At 62.9% G+C, this 5,167-nt stretch carries 9 protein-coding genes; 5 read left to right on the top strand and 4 right to left on the bottom strand.

Going from position 1 to position 5,167, the window contains the following annotated elements:
• Both VJS90_RS06295 and VJS90_RS06290 read left to right on the top strand, forming a co-directional pair.
• A partial coding sequence (locus VJS90_RS06295; RefSeq protein WP_414704900.1) for an AMP-binding enzyme occupies positions 1 to 844 on the top strand: 844 nt, incomplete at its 5' end.
• 32 nt (positions 845 to 876) lie between these two features.
• The gene (locus VJS90_RS06290; protein WP_324120136.1) at positions 877 to 1,152 is read left to right on the top strand and encodes a peptidylprolyl isomerase; all 276 of its coding nucleotides are present in this window, start codon (positions 877 to 879) and stop codon (positions 1,150 to 1,152) included.
• Positions 1,153 to 1,282: 130 nt separating this feature from the next.
• Here the strand turns inward: VJS90_RS06290 and VJS90_RS06280 are convergent, their stop codons facing one another.
• Positions 1,283 to 1,978, bottom strand: a complete 696-nt coding sequence (locus tag VJS90_RS06280; protein ID WP_324120134.1) for a metallophosphoesterase — start codon at positions 1,976 to 1,978, stop codon at positions 1,283 to 1,285.
• A gap of 74 nt (positions 1,979 to 2,052) precedes the next feature.
• Here VJS90_RS06280 and VJS90_RS06275 point away from each other — a divergent pair, with 74 nt between their 5' ends.
• Complete coding sequence (locus VJS90_RS06275) at positions 2,053 to 2,565, top strand: DUF3016 domain-containing protein (RefSeq protein ID WP_324120132.1); 513 nt, start codon at positions 2,053 to 2,055, stop codon at positions 2,563 to 2,565.
• 28 nt (positions 2,566 to 2,593) lie between these two features.
• Positions 2,594 to 3,328 carry a carbon-nitrogen hydrolase family protein gene (locus VJS90_RS06270; protein ID WP_324120130.1) on the top strand — a complete coding sequence of 245 codons (735 nt, stop codon included), beginning with the start codon at positions 2,594 to 2,596 and terminating at the stop codon, positions 3,326 to 3,328.
• A gap of 2 nt (positions 3,329 to 3,330) precedes the next feature.
• Here the strand turns inward: VJS90_RS06270 and VJS90_RS06265 are convergent, their stop codons facing one another.
• From VJS90_RS06265 to VJS90_RS06255, 3 genes are all read right to left on the bottom strand, one after another.
• Positions 3,331 to 3,831, bottom strand: a complete 501-nt coding sequence (locus VJS90_RS06265; protein WP_324120128.1) for a methylated-DNA--[protein]-cysteine S-methyltransferase — start codon at positions 3,829 to 3,831, stop codon at positions 3,331 to 3,333.
• Between the two features lie 165 nt (positions 3,832 to 3,996).
• Positions 3,997 to 4,161 carry a hypothetical protein gene (locus VJS90_RS06260; protein ID WP_324120127.1) on the bottom strand — a complete coding sequence of 55 codons (165 nt, stop codon included), beginning with the start codon at positions 4,159 to 4,161 and terminating at the stop codon, positions 3,997 to 3,999.
• 12 nt (positions 4,162 to 4,173) lie between these two features.
• Positions 4,174 to 4,410: a hypothetical protein gene (locus tag VJS90_RS06255; RefSeq protein ID WP_324120125.1), complete on the bottom strand. Its 237-nt coding sequence runs from the start codon at positions 4,408 to 4,410 to the stop codon at positions 4,174 to 4,176.
• Positions 4,411 to 4,921: 511 nt separating this feature from the next.
• Between VJS90_RS06255 and VJS90_RS06250 the strand changes: the two genes are divergently transcribed.
• Positions 4,922 to 5,107, top strand: a complete 186-nt coding sequence (locus VJS90_RS06250; RefSeq protein WP_324120123.1) for a hypothetical protein — start codon at positions 4,922 to 4,924, stop codon at positions 5,105 to 5,107.
• Positions 5,108 to 5,167 lie beyond the last annotated feature (60 nt).

Below are 5,167 nucleotides of genomic sequence, written 5' to 3'. Positions count from 1 at the left end.
AGGTCTCAAGCCGCGCGAGAGCCATCGCCTGGACAGCCTGCGGCTGGTCATGTCCACCGGTTCGCCCTTGTCGCCGCACAGCTACGACTACGTTTACCGCGAGATCAAGGCCGACCTGTGCCTGGCCTCGATGTCAGGCGGCACCGATATCGTCTCGTGCTTCGTGCTTGGCAACCCTGTCCTGCCGGTGCGGCGCGGTGAAATCCAGTGCAAGGGCCTCGGCATGGCGGTGGAAGTCTGGAATGCCCAGGGCAAGCCGGTCACGGGCGAAAAAGGCGAACTGGTCTGCACCCGGGCATTCCCGGTCATGCCGTTGGGCTTCTGGGGCGACGAGGACGGTTCGCGCTATCACGATGCTTACTTCAGCCAGTATCCGGGCGTCTGGGCGCAAGGCGACTACGCCGAGGAGCATCCCGGCGGCGGGCTGGCGATCCACGGCCGCTCCGATGCCGTGCTCAATCCAGGCGGCGTGCGTATTGGAACCGCCGAAATCTATCGCCAGGTGGAAAAGGTCGAAGAGGTGGTCGAGTGCGTTGCGATCGGCCAGCAATGGCGGGACGATGTGCGCGTCGTGCTGTTCGTCCGGCTACGCGACGGGCTGCAGCTGGACGACGCGTTGCAGGCGCGCATCCGCCAGGTCATCCGCCAGTTCACCACACCCCGCCACGTGCCCGCGGTGATGCTGCAGGTCACCGACATCCCGCGCACCCTCAGCGGCAAGCTGGTGGAACTGGCGATCCGCAACGTGGTGCACGGTTTGCCAGTGAAGAACACCGATGCCTTGGCCAACCCCGAGGCCCTGGAGCAGTTCCGTGACCGCGCGGAGCTGCGTGATCAGGCATAATGGCGGCTTTTGCCCCGTCCCGCAGGTACATCATGAAAGCACAAGCCCGCCACATTCTGGTCAAGACCGCTGACGAAGCCGAAAAGCTCAAGCAGCGCATCGCCAACGGCGAGGCCTTCGACGTGCTGGCCAAGAAGTTCTCAACCTGCCCCTCCGGCAAGCGCGGCGGCGACCTGGGCGAGGTGCGGCCTGGGCAAATGGTCGGGTCGATCGACCAGGTGATCTTCAAGAAGCCGCTGCGGGTGGTGCACGGGCCGATCAGGTCGAAGTTCGGTTATCACCTGGTGCAGGTGTTCTATCGGGACTGATGGAGACTCTGCGCTGACCCTTCCTGCGACCCACACCTCATTTCGGCGCGGCTGCGCCGCTTCGGCCAGGCGCTGCCTTGGCTGCAACGGGGTTCGGGGGTCGTGCTGATCCTGCTGGCGCTGGGCGTGCTCATTCACCTGGCGTGGCGCTGAGCAGGCTCAGGGTGGCGAGATCGAGCACGCTGAAGTGCCCGCTGGCCCAACCCGCCGTGTCGATGTGCCAGACATTGCCCAGCACGCTGACCTTGCGAAGCGGGGTATGGCCCACGACCAAGGCGCGCAGGCCGGCGACGGGGCGACTGTCTTCCTGCTGGAGCCGGCGACGTGACCATTGGCAGAACTCCTGCACTGCCACGTCAAGACCGGACTGACACTGTCGGGTCAGCTCAGCCCATTCGGGGAACGGGCAATCGGCGTGCAGGATGCCGACCAGCCCCAGGGTGGTCTTTATTTCCAGTGCTACGGGCATGGCCGCGAAGCGTTCGGCGTAGCGCTGCTGGTCGGCCGGTTCCAGATCGAGAAACCAGCCACCTCCGGCGGCACGGTACAGCTCAGGGTCCAGCCGACCGCCCGAGACATGGCTGACGGCCAGCGCTTCGTGGTTGCCTTGCACCGCGTGGAACCAGGGCTGGTCCAGCCATTCCAGCGCCCGTTCGCTCTCAGGCCCCCGGTCGACCAGGTCACCGACGCTGAACAGCCGGTCGCACCGGGCATCGAAACCGATCTGCCCAAGACACCGCTCCAGGCGCTGGAAATGCCCGTGGATATCCCCCACGGCCAGGTCGCGCCCGCGGGCGTTGGCAGCAAATCGCTGGATACGGCTCATGGTGTGCTCCTCTGCTGCGACACTGCCAACAGGCGTAGAATGAACAGGCAAGCAGTCCCGCCTGGAGGTGCATCATGCGTCCCATCCTGACCTGTGCCGCGCTGTTGCTGATGGCTTGCAACAGCATGGCACAAACCACCCTGTCCTCGCCGGTCGAGGTGCGCTTCGATCATCCCGAGAAATTCCGTGATGCCAGCCTCGGCAGCCAGGGATACGAGCGCGGTGCTGATGACGAGGTGATGAAAACCCTCACCCTGCACCTGCAGAAACTCGGCCAGCGCTACCTCAAGCCCGGCCAGCAGCTGATCATCGACATCCGCGACATCGACCTGGCGGGACGCTACGAGCCTTGGCACAGTCGCGCGTACGATGTACGGTTCATGCGCGAAATCACCTGGCCGACGATCGAGCTGCAGTACACCCTGTCGCAACCTGGCCAGCCTGCGCAGCAGGCCGAAGAGCGCATCAGTGACAAGATGTACCTGAGCCGCCCCGGCCGCCAGACCAGCAACGACCGGCTGTACGCCGAAAAAGCCATGCTCGGTGACTGGTTCCGCCAGCGCTTCGGTGCCGCGCCCTCCTCCTGACCCGACACTGCCACGGACGACAAAAACGATGAAGCTATGCGCAGCCCAACTGGCCTCGCTCAAGGGCGATCTGCAAGGCAACCTCCAACGGCATCTGCAGGTGGTACGCCAGGCCGCCGCGCTAGGCGCGGGCCTGGTGGTGTTTCCCGAACTGTCGCTGAGCGGCTACGAGCCGAGCCTGGCGCGCGGGCTTGCTGTCGACAGCACGTCCAGTCTGCTCGCCCCCTTGCAGGCCTTGAGCGACGCGCTGGCCATCGTCATCAGCGTTGGTTTGCCACTGCTGGCGGCGCAGGGGGTACAAATCGGCATGCCGATCCTGCGACCGGGCCTTGCACCCCTTTTGTATGCCAAGCAGCGTCTGCACGGCGACGAATTATGCTGGTTCGTTCCCGGGGATCAACCTCTGGTGTTCGAGGCAGGAGGACATCACCTCGCCCCAGCCATCTGCTACGAGTCGATGTTCTCGAGCCATGCCGAGCAGGCCCGCGCGCTTGGCGCGGACGTCTATCTGGTCAGCGTGGCAAAGACCGCCCAAGGCATCGAGGAAGGTTACGCGCACTACCCCGAGATGGCACGCCGCTTCGATATGCCTGTCATCATGGCCAACTGCGTCGGGCCGGCCGACACCTTCATCGGCGCTGGCCAGTCGGCTGCATGGGACCGGCAGGGACGGTTGCTAGGCGCCCTAGGCGCTAGTGAAGAAGGCTTGCTGGTGCTCGATACTCAACGGCAGAGCACCACATCGTTTGCGATTGCTGGCTGAGTTCAGAGCGCCAGTGACAGGCTTTGCCTGCCCTCGAGGGCCAGCAGAAACTGCTTGGCCTGCAGCCCCCCGGCAAAACCGGTAAGGCTGCCGGACGCGCCGATCACCCGGTGACACGGCGCGATGATCGAAATAGGATTACGCCCATTGGCCGCGCCCACCGCCCGCACCGCCGCAGGCTTGTTGATCATCCGGGCTATCTCGCCATAACTGCGGGTCTCCCCGAACGGGATGGTCAGCAGCGCGGCCCAGACATCTCGCTGGAAACCGGTGCCGGCGAAGTCAAGCTCGAGGTCGAAGCGCTGACGTCGGCCGGCAAAATATTCCTTCAATTGACGGGCTGCTTCCAGGAGTACCGGATGGCTCGCGTCCGCATGCAAATCACCGAGCCGCACTCTGTTCGCGCGCTCGTGCTCCCACAGCACGGCGGCCAGTTTATCTGCGCGTGCCACCAGCGTCAGAGCGCCAACGGGTGAAGGGAGAATGGCGAAGGCGTTGGACATGGGGCGCGCTCCAGTGGGCGAGTGGGTGATTGACGATCAAGGTACCCAGGTGAGACGGGCAGCGCACCCGGTTTCTTGCGCGGTTGTTTCTGCAAGCCAAATTCATGCGCACATAAAAAAGCCCACCTTGCGGCGGGCAAAAGAGCAGCTTGCAACAATTCTGGATCAGTCGTTGGGCAACGGCATGTCCTCGTCGTCCGGGTACTGCTCCGGTTTGTCCGGCAGCCCGCGTGGCATGGATTCTTCGACAGGCTCCTCTCTGGGAGGGTTGCCCGGATCGGGGTCAACCGGGTGTGTGTCTGGCGAACCTGGAGTGTATGGCGTAGTCATGATCGGCTCCGGTCAACGCGGGTTGGGCTGGTCATCCAGCTCACCGTTGTCGGTTTCCTCGCGTACCCGATCCGGATCGATACCGGTGCTCTGATCATCAAGGGGACGTTGCCCTTCGGTGTCAGGCAGTTCCTCGACACCGGGCTCCCGTGAAGGATTGACGTCAACCCGCCCTGGGCTCAAAGGGTCTGGCGAAAAAGGTGCGGGATCGTCGGGGGAAACCGCATTAACTTCCGGGATCGGCTGCATAACTGCGCTCCTGTGTGAACCGGGCCTGTACACCTTGGAGGCAATCGCTGACCGAGTCGTTCGAATGGATTACCTACCGCTCATCCGATCAAACCGGGTGGCGGATCGCCTGAAAATCAAAGTGAATTCCTGACATGAGGGACAAGTCCAGAAATGTGAGCACAGCAAATCTGACGAGGTAACAGCAATGACTATCGAAGCAGAGACACTCGCCCAGCTCACCGAGGCCCTTGAGAAACGTGGCCTCACACGAGTATCGGACGTGGCCTTCATACGGGCGCCATACCGATGCAATCATAAATGGACGTGTTCTGTACGGTGAACAGCCGTAGACACCACAACGGAGAACACGGCGAGCAGCATGAGCCGGGCCATGGGCAGGTTTTGCGCTCGCCAGTGTTTATCATCCAAGGATGGACATAGCTTGTCCTGGAGCAATAACTGATCCGCAACTTCATGCTACGGTAGCCAGCCTCGACAGCGGCATGGACGCCCTCGCCATGAGAAGCCCATGGATCAGCTCTACGCCTATGCAATCGCCCTGCAGGACCAACTTGTGATCATGCGGCAGAAACGCGACCGACTAAGAGAGGAAGGCGAGTTTCTGAGGTATGAACGCCTCGCCCGAATAATTGCGGAAATCGAAGAAGTCCTGGAGAACCTGGCGCCCTTGCTCAAACCCCCTACCCTGCATTGAACAGTCGCCTGTGCGGAGCACTGCGGTTGTAAGGGCATCCAACCGAGCTGGCCTCGCCAG

Source organism: Pseudomonas sp. (assembly GCF_035277045.1).
Taxonomy (GTDB): Bacteria; Pseudomonadota; Gammaproteobacteria; order Pseudomonadales; family Pseudomonadaceae; genus Aquipseudomonas.
The sequence above is the reverse complement of the archived record's forward strand: the minus strand, read 5'-3'. Positions and strand labels throughout refer to the sequence as shown.